Source organism: Agromyces soli (genome assembly GCF_022811605.1).
In the GTDB taxonomy this organism is placed as follows: Bacteria; Actinomycetota; Actinomycetes; order Actinomycetales; family Microbacteriaceae; genus Agromyces; species Agromyces soli.
The window spans coordinates 3,554,799-3,571,024 of the sequence record NZ_CP094533.1; the positions used below are offsets into that span (position 1 = coordinate 3,554,799).

13 protein-coding genes are annotated in these 16,226 nt (G+C 73.5%); 4 read left to right on the forward strand and 9 right to left on the reverse strand.

The genetic code is table 11. The features are described 5' to 3' along the window. Window positions 1-37: 37 nt before the first annotated feature. Together MTP13_RS17080 and MTP13_RS17085 are read right to left on the reverse strand one after the other, a co-directional pair. Window positions 38-1,477: a phosphomannomutase/phosphoglucomutase gene (locus MTP13_RS17080; RefSeq protein ID WP_243568842.1), complete on the reverse strand. Its 1,440-nt coding sequence runs from the start codon at window positions 1,475-1,477 to the stop codon at window positions 38-40. Beyond that, window positions 1,474-1,689, reverse strand: a complete 216-nt coding sequence (locus MTP13_RS17085; protein ID WP_189086299.1) for a DUF3499 family protein — start codon at window positions 1,687-1,689, stop codon at window positions 1,474-1,476. The genes MTP13_RS17080 and MTP13_RS17085 overlap by 4 nt, the downstream gene beginning before the upstream one ends. A 45-nt stretch (window positions 1,690-1,734) precedes the next feature. On the opposite strand from MTP13_RS17085, the gene MTP13_RS17090 reads away from it, so the two are divergent. Beyond that, entirely contained in the window at window positions 1,735-2,178 is a 444-nt protein-coding gene (locus tag MTP13_RS17090) for a hypothetical protein (RefSeq protein WP_243568843.1), read from the forward strand. A gap of 25 nt (window positions 2,179-2,203) precedes the next feature. Here MTP13_RS17090 and MTP13_RS17095 read toward each other — a convergent pair whose 3' ends face one another. The 5 genes from MTP13_RS17095 to MTP13_RS17115 all read right to left on the reverse strand — a co-directional run bounded on the left by MTP13_RS17095 (window position 2,204) and on the right by MTP13_RS17115 (window position 8,539). After that, window positions 2,204-3,625: a DUF5719 family protein gene (locus tag MTP13_RS17095; protein ID WP_243568844.1), complete on the reverse strand. Its 1,422-nt coding sequence runs from the start codon at window positions 3,623-3,625 to the stop codon at window positions 2,204-2,206. Further along, complete coding sequence (locus MTP13_RS17100) at window positions 3,615-6,704, reverse strand: glycosyltransferase (RefSeq protein ID WP_243568845.1); 3,090 nt, start codon at window positions 6,702-6,704, stop codon at window positions 3,615-3,617. Before MTP13_RS17100 ends, MTP13_RS17095 begins: the two co-directional genes overlap by 11 nt. Before the next feature lie 123 nt (window positions 6,705-6,827). Next, window positions 6,828-7,151, reverse strand: coding sequence for a WhiB family transcriptional regulator (locus tag MTP13_RS17105; protein WP_243568846.1), 324 nt, complete (start codon window positions 7,149-7,151; stop codon window positions 6,828-6,830). A 215-nt stretch (window positions 7,152-7,366) separates the two neighbouring features. Then, window positions 7,367-8,329: a UDP-glucose 4-epimerase GalE gene (gene galE, locus MTP13_RS17110; RefSeq protein WP_243568847.1), complete on the reverse strand. Its 963-nt coding sequence runs from the start codon at window positions 8,327-8,329 to the stop codon at window positions 7,367-7,369. 60 nt (window positions 8,330-8,389) lie between these two features. Then, the gene (locus MTP13_RS17115; protein ID WP_189086293.1) at window positions 8,390-8,539 is read right to left on the reverse strand and encodes a hypothetical protein; all 150 of its coding nucleotides are present in this window, start codon (window positions 8,537-8,539) and stop codon (window positions 8,390-8,392) included. Between the two features lie 84 nt (window positions 8,540-8,623). Between MTP13_RS17115 and MTP13_RS17120 the strand changes: the two genes are divergently transcribed. Further along, window positions 8,624-9,592 (forward strand): GlxA family transcriptional regulator, encoded by a 969-nt coding sequence (locus MTP13_RS17120; RefSeq protein ID WP_243568848.1) that lies wholly within the window; start codon window positions 8,624-8,626, stop codon window positions 9,590-9,592. An 18-nt stretch (window positions 9,593-9,610) separates the two neighbouring features. On the opposite strand, the gene manA is transcribed toward MTP13_RS17120, so the two are convergent. After that, window positions 9,611-10,861, reverse strand: coding sequence for a mannose-6-phosphate isomerase, class I (gene manA, locus MTP13_RS17125; protein ID WP_243568849.1), 1,251 nt, complete (start codon window positions 10,859-10,861; stop codon window positions 9,611-9,613). A 104-nt stretch (window positions 10,862-10,965) separates the two neighbouring features. On the opposite strand from manA, the gene MTP13_RS17130 reads away from it, so the two are divergent. Next, window positions 10,966-12,147, forward strand: coding sequence for an acyl-CoA dehydrogenase family protein (locus MTP13_RS17130; RefSeq protein ID WP_243568850.1), 1,182 nt, complete (start codon window positions 10,966-10,968; stop codon window positions 12,145-12,147). Between the two features lie 30 nt (window positions 12,148-12,177). Here the strand turns inward: MTP13_RS17130 and MTP13_RS17135 are convergent, their stop codons facing one another. Beyond that, window positions 12,178-13,419 carry a glycosyltransferase family 2 protein gene (locus tag MTP13_RS17135; protein ID WP_243568851.1) on the reverse strand — a complete coding sequence of 414 codons (1,242 nt, stop codon included), beginning with the start codon at window positions 13,417-13,419 and terminating at the stop codon, window positions 12,178-12,180. On the opposite strand from MTP13_RS17135, the gene MTP13_RS17140 reads away from it, so the two are divergent. Then, window positions 13,406-16,204: a glycosyltransferase gene (locus tag MTP13_RS17140; protein ID WP_243568852.1), complete on the forward strand. Its 2,799-nt coding sequence runs from the start codon at window positions 13,406-13,408 to the stop codon at window positions 16,202-16,204. The two genes, MTP13_RS17135 and MTP13_RS17140, sit on opposite strands and share 14 nt — an antisense overlap. The last annotated feature ends 22 nt before the right edge of the window (window positions 16,205-16,226 follow it).

Here is a 16,226-nt window from a genome sequence, read left to right on the forward strand (position 1 = left end):
TGACGCCGCGCGCCACCCGCCCCGTCTCCCCCGCAGCTCAGGCGCGGATGAGCGCGAGCACCTCGTCGCGGATGCGGATCATCGTCGCCTCGTCGGCGCCCTCGACGTTCAGCCGAAGCAGCGGCTCGGTGTTCGAGGGGCGGACGTTGAACCACCAGAACGGGTCGTCGATCGCGGTCACGCCCTCGACGGTGAGGCCGTCGAGCTCGTCGAACTCCGCGCGGCCGGTGAAGGCCTCGAAGATGCGGGCGTAGGCGGCCGGCACGTCGTCGACGGTCGAGTTGACCTCGCCGGAGAGGGCGTACGGCGTGAAGCGCGCCGACAGCTCGGACAGCGGCCCGGTCTGCGCCCCGAACTCGGCGAGCAGGTGCATCGCGGCGAGCATGCCGTTGTCGGCGCCCCAGAAGTCGCGGAAGTAGTAGTGCGCGGAGTGCTCGCCGCCGAACACGGCGCCGGTCTCGCGCATGCGGTCCTTGATGAGCGAGTGGCCGACGCGAGTGCGCACGGGCACGGCGCCGGCACGCTCGATCGTCTCGGGGACGACGCGCGAGGTGATGAGGTTGTGGATGACGGCGATCTCGCCGGTCTCGCCCGCGGCGCGGACCCGGGCGATCTCGCGGAGCGCGACGATCGCGGCGACCGCGGAGGGTGTCACGGCCGTGCCGCGCTCGTCGACGACGAAGCAGCGGTCGGCGTCGCCGTCGAAGGCGAGTCCGAGGTCGGCGCCGTGCTCGACGACCGCGCGCTGCAGGTCGACGAGGTTCGCGGGCTCGAGCGGGTTCGCCTCGTGGTTGGGGAACGTGCCGTCGAGCTCGAAGTACAGCGGCACGATCTCGAGGGGGAGACGCGGCAGCCCCGCCGCCTCGCCGAGCACGGCGGGCACGGTGAGCCCGGCCATGCCGTTGCCGGCGTCGACGACGATCTTGAGCGGCCGGATGCCGGAGAGGTCGACGAGGCCGCGCAGGTACGTGGCGTACTCGACCAGGACGTCGCGGGCCGCGATCGCCCCGGGCTCGGCGACGGACGGGATGCCGCCCTCGAGGTAGCCCGCGGCGCGGTCGCGGATCGCCGCGAGACCGGTGTCGAGCGAGATGCCCTGGGCGCCGGCGCGGGAGAGCTTGATGCCGTTGTACGCCGCCGGGTTGTGGCTCGCGGTGAACATCGCGGCCGGCGCGGCGAGCGCCCCCGAGGCGTAATAGCTCTCGTCGGTGGAGCAGAGCCCGATCTCGGTGACCGAGGCGCCGCGCGCCGCAGCGCCGCGGGCGAACGCCGCGGCGAAGGCCGGCGAGGAGTCGCGCATGTCGTGCCCGACGACCACGGTGCCGCCGGTCGCGTCGACCTCGTCGACGAAGGCCGCGGCGATGGCCTCGACGATCGGCTCGGTGAGCTGATCGCCGACGAGGCCGCGGATGTCGTAGGCCTTGACGACGGTGGACAGGCTGGCGAGGGAACCGGACGGGTCGGCGGGGGCGATCACGCCTTGAAACCTACCTCACCCATCGGTTTGTGGCGCACGACCTGCCAGCCGCGCGGCGCACTCGTGCGCTCGGAATGCCTCGCGCAGAGGTCGTAGCCGTGCGGTTCGCGGACGGGCGAGAGCGGCCCCACGACGATCATGGAGTCGGCGTAGTCGTAGCTCAGCGTGGCGACCGCCTCGGCGGTGCATGCGGTGCGCGAACAACGTCTCATGGCTCGACCAGCGTAGCGAGCCGCACGGACATTACGATGGAGGGCATGCCCCGTCCTCGTCGTGTCGCCCGAGTCCCGCACTCGCCGAGGCGGCTCGCGAGGGACCGCCACGGCCGCGGCCTGCGCTCCCCCGTCACCGGGCCGCACCTGCCGCTGCTCAGCACCCGCATCGACGAGTTCGAGATGACGATCGCCGCGACGGCGTCGTACCTGCGGGGGCTGTGGCCCGAGCTCGACGGCGCCGTGTTCGAGGTCTCGCAGGCGCCGGCGGAAGCCATCCACGACGACCACGTCGACCGCTGGCACGTCTTCCACGACGAGCGCCGGATCGTCTTCTTCCGGCTGCCGATCGTGCGGTTCCTGCGCCTGCAGGAGGGCGAGGACAAGGACGAGAAGCTCCTCATCGAGAGCTGCGTGTTCCGAGCGGTCGGCGAGCTCATCGGACGCGACCCGTGGGAGCTCGCGCCCGGCCGCTACCGGCACTTCTGACGGCGACGTCCGGGCGCGCCTCGGGTCAGCGCGGGTAGACCACGATCGGCGAGTCCAGCGGGCCGGGCGGCTGCACGGCGAAGCCGGCGAGCTGGCGGTTGCCGTTGAAGCTGACGGATGCGAAGAGGCCGGCACCGCCCGTCACGAGCGCGCTTCCCCCGCCGCCCGGGAGCTGCACGGAGGCCACCCCGCCGGCCGCTACGGTCACCCGCCGCTCGTCGTCGCCGATCGTCACGCTCGCCTCGACCTCGGCGTCGCCGGGGTTGGCGAAGTGGAGCTTCGTCCCGGGTCCGCGGGGAACCGCGACGAGGGTCTCCTCGAGGAGCGGCAGCGAGGCCGGGAACCAGGCGAAGTCGCTCGGGAGTTCGTCGCCGCCGGCCGTCGTGGCGGTCCGGGCCGCCGCGACGAACTCGCCGTCGGCATCGATTCGGACGGTGTATTCGCCGGCGGCGAGCTCGCCGAGCGGGATGTCGCTGACCTGGCCCGGCTGCAGCACCACGTCGAAGACGGAGCCTTCGCCGCCGGCCTCGGGCACGACCGAGACCGCGGCCTCCACGGCGTCCGCGCCCGGAGCCAGCAGCCGCAGGCTCGGATGCGCGTCGCCCTCGGCGTGATCCTCGTCGACGGCGATCCCGCCGGACTGGGGGACGACGACGCCGGTGATGGTCTGCCGCGTCGCCGGTGGCGCGGTCGTCCCGATCAGCTCGGCGCCCGTCGGCGTCAGCACGTCGATCGCGGTCTGCTCGAGCGTCGCCGCCACCGTGCCGCCCGTGCTCGTGACGTGCACGACCGGCGCCGCCGCCCCCGGCGCGAGGCCGGCGATCGAGACGACGCGCTGTCCGCCCGGCTGCACGACGAGACCGAGCCCGGACGGCGCCTCGACCGGGCCGGTCTCCGAATGCACGCGGACGTCGACCGTCGCGGCCACCTCGCCCGGATTCGCGAGCAGCAGCAGCGTCGAGCGCCCGAGCTCGGTGCTTCCCCCGGCGAGCCAGGCATCGGCGACCGGCTCTGCGCAGCCCGCGGCGAGGAACCCCGCCGCGGTCTCGGTGGTGAGTCGCTGCGATTGGGCGCCCGCGAGCATCCCGGCGTCCACGGCTCCCGGCTCGGTCACGAGCGAGACGGCGACGTCGTCCTCGGTGCCGCGCGGCGGCGCGAGCACGACCCGCTCGGCCCCGGCGTCGGCCGGTCGCGTCGCGGTCGCGATGCGGGCGGACCCCAGTGCGGACACGCTCTCGGCATCGTCGCCGAGCTCCAGCATCGGGCCGGGGCAGACGCGCAGCGTCCGGCTCTCGGCGGGCTGGATGGAGCGGGCGAGCGGCTCCGCGCGGTGCTCGGGCCACGGCACGATCGCCGCCGCCCCGAACGCGGCCACCGTGAGGGCTGCGGCGCCGAGCACGGCGACGCCGCGTCCGCCGGCCCGCAGCAGGGTGCGGCTATCGGGCATCGTGCTCTCCCTCTCGCTCGTCGGGATTCGTCACGCCAGGATCGGTCGGGGGGCCGTCGTGCGCGGGCTCCTCGACCGCGGTCGCCGGCTCGGGTTCGGCCGAGCCGACCTCGACCGGCGTGCCGTCCTCGACCGGCGTGCCATCCTCGACCGGCGTGCCGTCCTCGACCGGCGTGCCTTCCTCGACCGGGGTGCCTTCCTCGGTCTCGGCCTGCGCCGCCGGCGCGGCCGGGACGACCTTCGCGCCGCGCCGCCGCACGCGCTCCGGACGCGGCCGCTTCGGGCGGCGCGCGGGCTCCTCGCGGCCGACCCCCGCGGGGATCGACAGCAGCAGCACGGCGCCGAAGACGATCAGTTGCACCGTCGCGATCCAGCCGGCGAGCGGCGCGCCCGCGTGCGGCGGGATCTGCGCGGCAGGCGCATCGGGCACGGCATCGGCGAAGCGCCAGAGGGTGCCGAAGTCGGTCTCGCCGACCGGCACGAGGGCGGCGTTCGCGTCGAGGGCGGCCCGGGACCGATCCGCGGTCTGCGTCTCGGCCCGTGGGGCGTCCGCATCGGCCTGGCCGAGGAGCACGTAGGAGATGCCGAACTCATCGATCGCACGGTCGGCGTCGAACCCGCCGCGCGAGGCGAGGTTTCCGGCGATCTCCGCGAGCGCGAGCTCGCCGGCGTCCATCGTGACGCGGGTCTGCGCGAAGGTCGACTGCTCGTCGAGCGTCGCGCCCGCGCCGTGCTCGAGGGTGGCCCTGAGGCCGCCGTCGGCCTCAGGGACGAGCCGCAAGGTCGTCACCCTGGGATCGTTCTCCGCCTCGGCGGTGACGAAGGCGGGCAGCGAACGCTGGGCGGCGGGACCGACCTCCGCCCGCCCGGTGGCGATGCTGACGGCGAGCGGCAGCACGGCGCCCGCCGTCGCGACGGTGAGCAGCGCTGCGAGCCAGGCGGACGCGCGACGCACCCCGTCGAGGGCGACGACAGCGGCGAGCACGAGGCCGAGCCACATCATGCTCTGGCCCGGAGCGGAGGCCACAGGGGCGGCCGAGGCGCCGATGATCGCGAGCGACAGCTGCGCGGCGGCCACGGCGGTGGCGAAGCCGAGGGCCGCGCCGGCGAGGGCGAAGGCCGCGGCCCGGATGCGACCGGTCGCGAAGGCCGCCAGCGCCGCGAGCGCGAGCGGCAGCAGCAGCGCGGCGACGACCCAACGCGGGTCGATGCTCGCCTGCAGCGCGGCCAGCACCTGCTGCCATCCGCCGAGCGCGGGATCGGTGAAGCCGAGCCCGAGCACTCCGGAGCCCGGCACCGCGGCAGGCACGGGGACGCCGGGATCCGCGAGCAGCGCCAAGCGGTTGCCCGCGGCCAGCTGCGCCCAGATCAGCGGTGCGGCGAGCACCACGGCGGGGACGGGCAGGAGCGCGAGCCTGGCCGCGCCACGGCCGGACGCCGCCATGCCGACGATCCAGGCGACGAGCAGCGCCGGGGCGAGGCTCGGCGCGGCCGCCACGACGGCGGCGAACAGCAGAGATGCGGTCGCGGCCGTCGCCCAGCTCGTCGCCGAGCCGAGTGCCGCGTACAGCAGCCAGGCGAGCAGAACGTGAGCGAGCACCGCACCGGGTCGCCCGTCGGCGAGCGAGGACAGCAGCGGCGGCGCGAGCATCCAGAGCACCGCCGCGAGCGCACGCAGGGCGCCGCGCTCGGTGAGCCGGGCCGCCGCGAACCAGGCGCCGAGCGCGGAGACCGGGATGGCGAGCAGCCAGAGCGCGACGAGCGCCCAGGATGGCGACCAGAACGCGAGCGAACCGAGCACCGCGAGCACGGCCTGGAACGGGTCCGCTGCACCGATGAAGCCCGTGCTGACGTCGCGCCAGCCGTAGCTCGCATTCCGCCAGAGCTCGTCGACCGCGGGCGACAGCGGCAGGAGCCCCGCGCCGGAGACGCCGGCGGCACCGAGCAGGGGGAACATGACGGCGATCGACACGACGACCGCGACGAGCAGCACCCAACCTCCACCGGTGGCGAGGAAGTCGACGCCGTCCACCCGCCCCCTGGCCCTGGCCCGCCGCTCCTCGGCCTCGAGCCGGCGTCGGCGGCGCATCTCGTCCGGCTGCATCCGCAGCGGCGCGATCGCCGACCAGCCGACCGAGCGCGCGCCGCGGAGCACCCGGCGCGAGCGGGCGATGGCGCCGAAGGAGAACATGGTGCGCAGCGCCGCGCCGAACTCGCCGACGATGCGGCCGGGGGCCTTCGTCACGAGCAGCACGATCGAGCGCAGCACCGCGAGGGGCAGCAGGCTCAGCCAGTGCAGGGGCGTGGCCGCGGCGGGCGCATAGCTCATCCGCCGGTGCAGTGCGGCGCGCCTGGTCGCGGCGGCCCTGCGGCGCACGGCGCCCGCGCGGTGCCCGGCGGCCGGGCCGATCAGGCCGCCGGCGGCGAAGCGGACGTGCGCGGTCGGCACCACGGCGACGCGGTGCCCGCCGAGGCGCGCCCGGACGGCGAGGTCGAGCCCGTCGTCGACGACCGGCAGCGCGGGGTCGAAGCCCTCGAGCGAACGCCAGACGGCGCGCCGGACCAGGATCCCGCCGGGGTCGACCCCGAGCACGTCGCTGAGCCCGTCGTGCTGGCCCTGGTCGAGCTCGCCGGTCACGAGCGGCACGGCGGCGCCGAAGCGGGTCATCGAGCGGCCGAGGCTCGCGATCCGGTCGGGACGCTCCGCCTCGAGCAGCTTGGGGCCGGCGATCGCGACGGACCGTGCGGTCTCGAGGGTGGTCTCGAGCGCGGCCAGGGCACGGGACTCCGGCTCGGTGTCCTCGGAGAGCAGCCAGACGGCGTCCTCGTCGTCCTGCGGGGGCGGCAGCGTCTGCTCGGCGCGGCGGACGGCCTCGCCGAAGGCGACGCGCTCCTCGATCTGGATGATCCCGTCGGGAGCGGCCTCTGCTGCGGCGGCGCGGGTCTCCGCGTTCGCCTGGACCAGCGCGACGAGCAGGCGCTCGGGCCGGCGTGATTGCGCGCGGATGGCGTCGAGGGCACGGGTCAGGCGTTCGCCGCCGCGGTGCACGACGAGGATGGCGGTCACTCTGGGGGACATCGCAGTCAGCCTAAGCACCGGCTCGCTGCGAGCCGTCGCCATCGGCGGGCGTGCCGCCGATCCGCGGTCGAACGACGAGGGCCCGTGCATCGCACGGGCCCTCGTTCGTCCTGCCGGATGTTGCTACACCGCTCGTTTGCGGAGCTTTCGTCGTTCTCGTTCGGAGAGCCCGCCCCAGATCCCGAACCGTTCGTCGTTCGACAGCGCGTACTCGAGGCACTGCGCACGAACCTCGCAGCCGGTGCAGATCTTCTTCGCGTCCCGGGTCGATCCGCCCTTCTCGGGGAAGAACGCCTCCGGGTCGGTCTGCGCGCACAGCGCGTCGCTCTGCCATGCCAGGGGGTTGTCGTCGTCGTCCGTCGTTGGACGCACCCCCGGGACCCCCAGCCGCACCGGATCGATGAACCAGTCGTCAGGTACTCCAGAACGATATTCAGGAATTGCCATATCGTCTCCCACCCAGTTGTACCGCCCGCCGCTCCCGAGGATCCGGATGCCGCGTCACGACCAATTACAGCGGTGTAATTCGAGTGAGTCAAGTCGCAGATCGTAAACCCTCAGGCAGGGATCGAAGCTTCCGCCTCGCCGCGACACGCCGGAGTCGTTCCGGAGTTGTGATCCCGTCCCCCGCTCTGGGGACACGGCGCGCCCGTTCGCGGCGCTCAGCCGGCGGCGCGGCGCGCCTCCCAGGCGCTGCGCACCATGTCCTCGAGCGAGTGCCGCATACGCCAGTCGAGGTCGCGCGCGGCGAGCTCGCCCGAGGCCACGATCCGGGCGGGATCCCCGGCCCGGCGCGGGGCATTCTCCGGCGCGAAGTCGATGCCGGTGACGGCCGCGACCGCGGACATGATCTCGGCGACCGAGACGCCGTCGCCCGATCCGAGGTTGTAGACGGGCGCGACGGGCTCCCCCGCCTCGAGCCGCTCGGCCGCCACGACATGCGCCGCCGCGAGGTCGGCCACGTGGATGTAGTCGCGCACGCAGGTGCCGTCGGGCGTCGCGTAGTCGTCGCCGTAGACCTTCGGGGTGCGGCCGTCCAGCAGCGCGTCGAACACCAACGGGAAGAGGTTGTGCGGGCTCGGGTCGAAGATCTCGGGCGTGCCCGAGCCGACGACGTTGAAGTAGCGCAGGCTCGTGTGCGCCAGACCGGTCGCCACGGCCTGGTCGGCGAGGAGCCACTCGCCGATCAGCTTCGACTCGCCGTACGGCGACTGCGGATGCTTCGCCGTCTCCTCCGTGACGAGGTCGACGTCCGGCGTGCCGTAGACGGCGGCGCTCGACGAGAACACGATCCGGGCGACCTTCGCCGCCTCCATCGCGGCGAGCAGCGTCGCGGTTCCGGTGACGTTCTGCTGATAGGTGTGCAGCGGCCGCTGCACCGAGACGCCCGCGTACTTGAAGCCGGCGAGGTGCACGACGCCGCGCACGTCGTGCCGGGCGAAGACGCTCTCGAGCAGAGCGCCGTCGAGGATGGAGCCGTGCACGAAGTCCACGCCGTCGGTGACGAAGCCGCGCCGCCCGGAGGAGAGATCGTCGAGCACGACGACGTCGATGCCCTTGGCCTGGAACGCCCGCACGACGTGCGCTCCGATGTAGCCCGCTCCCCCGGTGACCATCCAGCTCATCCGTCGTTCCCTCCGCAGCACCTCGACGCGGCGGCCCGAGCGGCCGCCGCCTCGATGATGCTAACGGCTGGAGATCGGCTCGTGCTGGGCGTGCCGGACGCGGTCTCGGATCTCCGGTCGGCCGTAGCCGTCGGAGTCGAGCCGGAGCAGGGTCGCCACCACGCCCCAGACGGCGAGGCCCGCGAGGATCAGGAGCAGAATCGTGGTCATGGCAGGAAATCTATGACTTGTGAGATTCTGCCGACAGTGGCAGCATTGCCACGAATCAGCCAGTTCCTGCCACGCGAGGTGCCCATGCTCCGATCCATCGCCTGCATCGCCGTCCCGCACATGGCGCCGTTCGAGTTCGGCGTCATCTGCGAGGTCTTCGGCATCGACCGGCGCGAGCACGGCGGGCCCACGTTCGACTTCCACGTCGTCGCGGCCGAGCCCGGCCCGATCCCGACGAAGCTCGGCTTCGACGTCGTCGTGCACGAGGGACTCGACGCGGCCCGCACCGCCGACCTCGTCGCCGTGCCCGCCGCGCTCATCGATCAGGACGCCGACGAGCGCGTGCTCGAGGCCATCCGCGAGGCGGTCGAGCGCGGGGCCTGGGTGCTCTCCGTCTGCTCCGGCGCGTTCATCCTGGGGCAGGCCGGCGTCCTCGACGGCCGCCGCTCGACCACGCACTGGATGTACACCGACCGGCTCGCCTCCGCGTTCCCCGCCACCGAGGTCGACCCCGACGTGCTGTTCGTGCAGGACGGCCTCGTCGTCACGGGCGCCGGCACCGCCGCCGGCATCGACGCCGCGCTGCACATCGTGCGCACCGAGCTCGGCGCGAGCGCCGCGAACATCGTCGCCCGCCGGATGGTCGTCCCCCCGCAGCGCGACGGCGGCCAGTCGCAGTTCATCCAGACGCCCGTCGTCGAGTGCAAGAGCGACTCCTTCGCGACCGTCACGGCGTGGATGCTGGAGCACCTCGACGAGGAACTCACCGTCGACCGGCTCGCCAGGAAGGCGCTCATGTCGCCGCGCACCTTCGCGCGGCGCTTCCGCGCCGAGACGGGCACCACGCCGAACGCCTGGCTCAACCGGCAGCGCCTGCTGCGCGCGCAGCAGCTCCTCGAGGAGACCGGCCTGAGCCTCGAGGAGATCGCGCGCGAGTGCGGCTTCGGTGCGGCGGCCGTGATGCGGCACCACTTCGTGAAGGTGCTGCAGACGACGCCGACCGCCTACCGGCGGCTCTTCGGACGGCGCGAGACGGCGGCGCTCGCCGGCTGAGCGGGCGGATGCCTCGGCTCAGCCGGTCGTCGCGAGCCAGACCGTGCCGGGGCCCTCGAGGCGCAGGCGAGCCTCGTCCGGCGTGACGAACACCGCCTCGCCACGGCCGAGCTCGATCGAACCGAGCGCACCGGCGAGGCGGGCCGGCCCGGCCTCCGCGATCGCGATCGCCGGCCCGTCGATCTGCACCTCGGGGAGCGCGGCCTCCCCCTCGGCCGCCTCGAGCCGATGCAGCACGAAGTCGGGCACCGGCGGGCGGAAGCTCCGCACCCCGGGTGCCGGCTGCTCCGGCTCGAGCCGCGGCGGCGGCATCGGGGTGAAGTCGAGCACCTCGACGAGCTCGCCGACGTCGATGTGCTTCGGGGTCAATCCGCCGCGCAGCACGTTGTCGCTCGCGGCCATGAGCTCGATGCCGAGGCCGCCGAGGTAGGCGTGGATGTTGCCGGCGGCGAGGAACAGCGACTCGCCCCGCGCCAGGCGCACCCGGTTCAGAAGCAGCGAGATGACGATGCCCGGATCGCCCGGATATGCCTCGGCGAGCGCCGTGACCGTGCGGAACGACGCCGCGGCGGGCGAGGCGAGCGCGAGCGGCTCGGCGGCGAGGGCGACGACGCGCTCGACGAGCCACGTGGACTCCCCCGTGTCGCCGCCGCGGCCGTCGGTGAGCAGCCACTCGACCGCTCCGTCGAGCCCCTCGGCGCCGAGGCGCACGGCGAGCAGCTCGATCGCGCCGGGCTGCGGCTCGGCCGATGCGGCGTCGGCGTCGCGCAGGACCTCGATCACCGCGGCGACCTCGTCGAGGGGCCGGAAGCCGGACAGCGCGTCGAAGGTCTCGCTGAGCGCGACGACGAGCTCCGGCTTGTGGAAGCGGTCGCGGTAGTTGCGGTCGTAGGCGTCGACGGGCACGCCCTCCGACTCCTCCTTGGCGAAGCCGAGCCGCGCGCGCTCCGTCGTGGGGTGCGCCTGCAGCGACAGGGGGCCGCCGGCGGCGAGCAGCTTCAGCAGGAACGGCAGCCGCGGCATCCCCTCGTCGGCGAAGCGCGACGCGACCTCGGCGCCGAGCGCCCGCTCGGGCTCCGCGGCGATCCAGGCTGCGAGGTCGCCGAACGGCGGCTCGGCGCCGACGATGCGCGACGGCGAGCCGGGGTGCGCGCCGAGCCAGAGCTCCGCCTCGGGCGCGCCGCTCGCCTCCCGGCCGCGGAAGGCCGCGATCAGCCCGCGGTCGCCCCAGGCGTAGTCCCTGGGCTCGTTGTCGATCCTGACGAACATCTCGGCGCAGTTCCTTTCGCGGCTTGGCTCCAAACTACCAACGGCTTCGGATGCCCCGAGCCGGCGTCCTAGGCTCGGGGCATCCGACCCGCATTGGAGCAGTCATGACCTTCGCGCCCCTCTCGAGCGACTTCTACGGCTACGCCGAGGCCCTCCTCGGCGATCGCGAGCAGGAGGCCGTCATGGCCATCCGAGCCTGGGGCGAGCGCGAGGTCAAGCCCGTCATCGGCGGCTACTGGGAGCGCGCCGAGTTCCCCACCGGGATCGTGCAGCCGCTCGCCGAGCTCGGCGTGCTGTCGTTCGCCTGGGACGAGACGAAGCCCTTCGAGAACTCGGCCGTGTTCCGCGGCTTCGTCGCCCTCGAGCTCGCCCGCATCGACGCCTCGGTCAGCACCTTCGTCGGCGTGCAGAACGGCCTGGCCGCCGGCTCGATCGCACTCGCCGGCTCCGCCGAGCAGCGCGCCGAGTGGCTGCCGAAGCTCGCCTCCGCCGAGGTCATCGGCGCCTTCGGGCTCACCGAGCCGCTCTCCGGCTCCGACTCCGCGCGGGGCCTGCGCACGACCGCCCGGCGCGAGGGCGACGAGTGGGTGCTGAACGGGCAGAAGCGCTGGATCGGCAACGCGACCTTCTCGGACGTGACGATCATCTGGGCGAAGGACGAGTCCGACGGCCAGGTCAAGGGCTTCATCGTGCCGACCTCGACCCCCGGCTACACGGCGACGAAGATCGAGGGCAAGATCAGCCTGCGGCCCGTGCAGAACGCCGACATCGAGCTGCGCGACGTCCGCGTGCCGGAGGCGCTGCGCCTGCAGAACGCGAACTCGTTCCGCGACACCGCCGCCATCCTCCGCCAGACCCGCGCCGAGGTCGCCTGGGCCGCCGTCGGCACCGCCATCGGTGCCTACGAGGCGGCCGTCGCCTACGCGAAGGAGCGCGAGCAGTTCGGCAAGCCGATCGCCGCCCACCAGCTCATCCAGGAGCACCTCGTGAACAGCCTGGGCAACATCACCGCCTCGCTCGCCATGGTGGTGCGGGTGTCGCAGATGCTCGACGCCGGCACCCAGCGCGACGAGCACTCGGCCCTCGCCAAGGCCTACGCGACGGCGCGGATGCGCGAGACGGTCGCGTGGGCGCGGGAGACCCTCGGCGGCAACGGCATCGTGCTCGACTACGGGGTGGCGCGCTACTTCGCCGACGCCGAGGCGCTCTACTCCTACGAGGGCACCCGCGAGATGAACACCCTCATCGTCGGCCGCACCGTGACCGGGGAAGCGGCGTTCGTCTAGGGCGGCGCCGGACCGTCCCGCTGCACGGCCTCAGCTCGATCGACGGGGCTGCTCGGCGTACGCGCGGAGCTCCCTCGGCGCCGCCCGGAAGCGGTCGATGGGCACGGCCGCCTCGGGATCCTGCCAGAACGGCAGTCCGACGAACGTTTGGCCGCGGTGGACGACCAGCGGCGCGGCGAGGGAGTCGAGGCCGCCCCGGTCCAGATACTCGAGGGCGCGGGCTCGATCTCCGCGAAGCACGAACTCGAAGAGCACCTTCGACTCGGCGGGGACCTGTTCCCAGATCGCGCGATCCGCGCGTTCCGCGAGCGCCGCGAGCCCGGTCCCGAGTGCGTCGAACGCCTCCCGGTCCATCCCCCGGAGCTCGGCGGCGGCGATCGCGGCATCGTTCGAGAGGAACTGGAGCAGCCGGGCGCGCGAGGTCGCCTCGTCCGTCTCGGCGTCGAGCACTGCGAGCGCGCCCAGCGCGGTCGTGAAGCGGTCCCGAACCTGTGCCGCGCGCACCCCCTGCTGCGTCATCGAGGAACCGTCGCCGCGGATCCGCCAGTCGACCGTCTTCCGGGCGAGCACGTCGAAGGCGGCGGCGCGCGAGTACGCGCGGGCGCTCACGAGCTGGTCCTGGAAATGGCCGCCGGACGGGAATTCGAGCGCTGCCGCGTCCCAGAACGAGCGACGGTAGAGCTTCGTCCACTGCACCGCGTTGACCATGACCTCGGGGAAGGAGCGCACGTTCGTGCCGAGCCGCTCGCGAGCGTGCGCCTCGTCGATCCAGAACGCCGGTGCCCGGCGCTCCGATCCGACGAGGCGATCGTAGGAGCCCACCGCGAAGTCCGACCCCGAGCGCTCCAGGCTCCGCACCAGGTCGCGCAGGGCGCCCGGCCGCAACCGGTCGTCGGCGTCGAGGAACCCGAGGTACTCCCCGTCGGCCCGAGCGATCCCGTCGTTGCGGACGGCATTCGGGTCGTGATGGGCGACCCGGACGAGCCGCACCCTCGCGTCCCGCCGCACCCAGCGCTCGACGCGGCTCGCCGTGTCGTCCTGGGAGTCGTCGTCGAGCACGAACAGCCGAAGCCGCGGTCGATCCTGGGAGAGCACGGAGCGGATCGCCTCGTCGATGAAGCGCCCCACGTCGTGCGCGGGCATGACGAGGTCCACGCGTCCTCGGCCGTCGTCCTCGGCGCGCGCCGCCCACGACCTTCCTCTGGCCGCGTGGACGGCGCCGCTGAGCCGCTCGGCCGCGGCGCGCATCCGCCGGGCGATGGGAATCGGCACCCAGCCAAGCTACCGCACCGGCTGTTGCCGAGCTTCGCCGCCTATGATCGGGCGGGTGACCAGCGATCTTGAGGAACAGGTGCTCGGGGTCCGGTGCGTGCGCTGGAACCCGGAACGCGCCGACGAGGAGGGCCGCACCGCGCCCGTCTCGAACTTCGGCGACCTGCTCGGCCCGCTCGTGATCCGCAGGATCGTCGAGACCCGGCGCATCCGTTTCGCGTCCTCGGCGTCGCGCCGTCTGCTGAGCGTCGGCTCGGTCATGCACTTCGCGAACCCGGGCGACGTGGTCTGGGGCACCGGGGTGAACGGGAAGATCGGCACGCAACCCCTCCCGCCGTCGCTCGACGTCCGGGCGGTCCGCGGTCCGCTCACCCGCGCCGTCCTGACCGCGCGAGGGATCGAGGCGCCGGAGGTGTTCGGCGACCCGGCACTCCTGCTGCCGGAGCTCTGGCCCGAACTCGTGCGCCGCCCGCGACCGAAGCGACGTGCGCTCACGGTCGTGCCGAACCTGAACGAGACGGCCCGCTTCGCCCCAGCGCTCTCCCGCTCGCCGATCGGCGATCCCTGGGCGATCATCGACGATCTCGCGGCGAGCGAGTTCGTCACCGGAACCTCGCTGCACGCGCTCGTCGTCGCGGACGCCCTCGGGATCCCGTCGCGCCCCATCGCCCCGGAGAACGAGAGCACCTTCAAGTACCTGGACTACTACGCGGGCACCGGGCGATCCGACGTGCGCTTCGCGCACACGGTCGAGGAGGCCCTCGAGCTCGGCCCCGTCCCGGCGCCGGAGTTCGACGCGGCGGCGCTGCTCGCCGCGTTCCCGATCGACCTCTGGGCGGGAACGGGCGCCCCACGCCCGTCGCGCTCCCGAAGCTATCTGGAGTTGCGCGCCGATTCACTGGCGCAACGGACCGCCCTGCGCGCGGCGCTCGGCGCGCCGGTGCCGGATGCGGATGCCGAGCTCGACGAAGCGGGCTCGGCGATCGAACGGCTGGAGATGCTGAGCCTGCGGAATCCGCCGCTCGAGGGTCTGACCGACGAGGAGCGCCGCGCGATCGGCGCCGCCCCCGTCCGGGCCTCCGCGCCGGGCGACGACGCCGGCGGTCCGCTGCTCTCGGTCGTCATCCCGTCGCACGACGTGCGCCCTTGGATCGGGGAGACGCTCGATTCCGTGCTCGCTCAGGACCTCGACCTCGAGGTGCTGATCGTGGACGATCACTCGACCGACGGCACCAGGGCGCTCCTCGACGCGCTGGCCGCCGCCGACCCGCGCATCCGCGTGATCGATGCGGTCACCCGAGGCGGCGGGACCGCGCGGAACATCGGGTCCGACCACGCGCGCGGCCGCTACCTCGCGTTCTGCGACGGCGACGACCTCGTCGCGCCGGGCGCGTACCGGGCGCTCGTCGACAGCCTGGAAGCGTCCGGCTCGGACATCGCGTTCGGCGACTACCTCAAGTTCTCGCCGACGAGGACCTGGTCGCCGACGCAGAACTGGCCCGCGTTCCGGGCCGCCAGACGCGGCATCCGCGTGCAGGACGAGCCCTCGCTGCTGAACGGTCGGCCGTGCTGGAACAAGGTGTTCCGGCGGTCGTTCTGGGCGCGGACCGAGCTCTCCTTCCCCGACGTCCCCCGCTCCAACGACATCGTCCCGATGGTCCGGTCCTATCTCGCCGCCGATGCGGTCGACATCGTCGAAGACGTCGTCTACCTCTACCGGGAACGGCCGGGTCTCGGCTCGATGACGTCGCGGGCGAAGTCCGCGGATTCCCTCATCAGCTATCTGACTCAGGAGATCGTCTGCGCGCGGCTCATCAGCGCCGCGTCGTCTCCCGAACTGACTCGCGTGTATCGCACGCTCATCCTCGATCGCGACGGCTGGGTCCACCTCGCCAGGTACCTCCGTGCGGACCGCGGCGACCACGGGCGCGACGCCGAGATCGTCGGGCTGGTGCGCGAACTCGTCGCCGAACTCGGGATCGATCGCCCGAACGCGCGGGACCGGCAGAAGGCCGCGGTCTTCGAGCTCCTGCTCGCGGGACGCATCGATCTCGCCGCCGCGGCGGCCGTCGTCTGCGACGACGACGCCGCGCCGGACGCACGGCTCTTCGAGAGCTGGCGGACGATCGCCGAGCACGATGCGGCGGACGACGCCGCGCTGCTCGCCGAGCCCGTCTTCTCCTCCCGGCTGTGCGCCGCGCTCGTGGCCGGCGTCCACGCCGCGGACGACTCCGCCGACGTCGCGCTCCTCGGTGCCGTCGGCGCCGTCGCGACTTCGCGTCCGGAACTGCTCCGCGCCGTGCCCGAGTTCGCCGACGCAGCGAACAGCTCGGCCGAGGAGCTGCGCGCCCGGCTGCGCGCGACGCGCGCACGGGCCGCTGAACTCGTCGCGGTGTCGTCGGGCCGTTCGATCGGCTTGCAGGTCGACGGGAACGTCGCCGCGGCCGATCTCGCCGCCCTGTACGACGAGTCCAGCGGTCGGGTCGTCGCCCGCGCCCCGACCCGACCCGCCCAGCACGGCCCTGGCGTCCGCAGCAGGCTCGCGGGGCGGCGGCTGCCGATGGCGGTCCGTCTGCGAGCGGTGCTCGTCGACCCCGAGACCGGCTGGGCGATGTCGCTGCGGTTCGCCGCCTCCACCCCCGAGTACAGCCCGTTCGACCGCTTCCTGCTGCATTTCGATCGGCGCGGGGTGCTCGTCGAACGGCGACCGGGGTGGCTGCCCCGGGCCGGCCGACGAGGAGTTCGCGGGCTTCTCCGCCGACTGCGCGGGACGCCGAAGGGATGAATACCCTCCGGTAGACTCCCCC

Bases quoted from the DNA above. Each gene is read 5' to 3' on its own strand.
- manA (WP_243568849.1), bottom strand. From the start codon at position 10,861: ATGTTCGTCAGGATCGACAACGAGCCCAGGGACTACGCCTGGGGCGAC.
- MTP13_RS17130 (WP_243568850.1), top strand. From the start codon at position 10,966: ATGACCTTCGCGCCCCTCTCGAGCGACTTCTACGGCTACGCCGAGGCC.
- MTP13_RS17105 (WP_243568846.1), bottom strand. From the start codon at position 7,151: ATGGCAATTCCTGAATATCGTTCTGGAGTACCTGACGACTGGTTCATC.
- MTP13_RS17100 (WP_243568845.1), bottom strand. From the start codon at position 6,704: ATGTCCCCCAGAGTGACCGCCATCCTCGTCGTGCACCGCGGCGGCGAA.
- MTP13_RS17085 (WP_189086299.1), bottom strand. From the start codon at position 1,689: ATGAGACGTTGTTCGCGCACCGCATGCACCGCCGAGGCGGTCGCCACG.
- MTP13_RS17140 (WP_243568852.1), top strand. From the start codon at position 13,406: ATGGGAATCGGCACCCAGCCAAGCTACCGCACCGGCTGTTGCCGAGCT.
- galE (WP_243568847.1), bottom strand. From the start codon at position 8,329: ATGAGCTGGATGGTCACCGGGGGAGCGGGCTACATCGGAGCGCACGTC.
- MTP13_RS17090 (WP_243568843.1), top strand. From the start codon at position 1,735: ATGCCCCGTCCTCGTCGTGTCGCCCGAGTCCCGCACTCGCCGAGGCGG.
- MTP13_RS17120 (WP_243568848.1), top strand. From the start codon at position 8,624: ATGCTCCGATCCATCGCCTGCATCGCCGTCCCGCACATGGCGCCGTTC.
- MTP13_RS17095 (WP_243568844.1), bottom strand. From the start codon at position 3,625: ATGCCCGATAGCCGCACCCTGCTGCGGGCCGGCGGACGCGGCGTCGCC.
- MTP13_RS17115 (WP_189086293.1), bottom strand. From the start codon at position 8,539: ATGACCACGATTCTGCTCCTGATCCTCGCGGGCCTCGCCGTCTGGGGC.